Source organism: Alkalihalophilus lindianensis (assembly GCF_032843265.1).
Lineage (GTDB): Bacteria > Bacillota > Bacilli > Bacillales > Bacillaceae_D > Alkalihalophilus > Alkalihalophilus lindianensis.
In genome coordinates this window covers 1-302 of record NZ_JAWJBA010000160.1, presented here as the reverse complement: position 1 = coordinate 302, position 302 = coordinate 1, and the positions used below count along the sequence as shown (strand labels likewise).

Genomic DNA, 302 nt, shown 5'->3' with positions numbered 1-302 from the left:
CAATGGAATGATGGTGAACCAAAGGTGATGACAGACGAAAAACTGACCAATCCTAAAGAATTGTATCGTTATCAGACAATCAGTGCTGACAAATTGAATCAAGAGCTCGGTGGAAAACTGCAAGGGATGGGTCAAGCATTTGTCAATGCCGGTAAGGTGTTTAATGTGGATCCGGCTTTGCTGGCGGCGATAGCGCAGCATGAAACCGGAAATGGAAAATCAAGGGCCGCTGTTGAAAAAAATAATATTGCCGGCATGATGGGGATTAATGGATTAAAATCTTACGCATCGGTTGAAGAAAG

Annotated in this window: 1 pseudogene; it reads left to right on the top strand. The window is 43.4% G+C overall.

The window, feature by feature from the left end:
- Window positions 1-24: 24 nt before the first annotated feature.
- Window positions 25-302, top strand: a pseudogene (locus tag RYX56_RS21760) (glucosaminidase domain-containing protein); the annotation flags it as partial.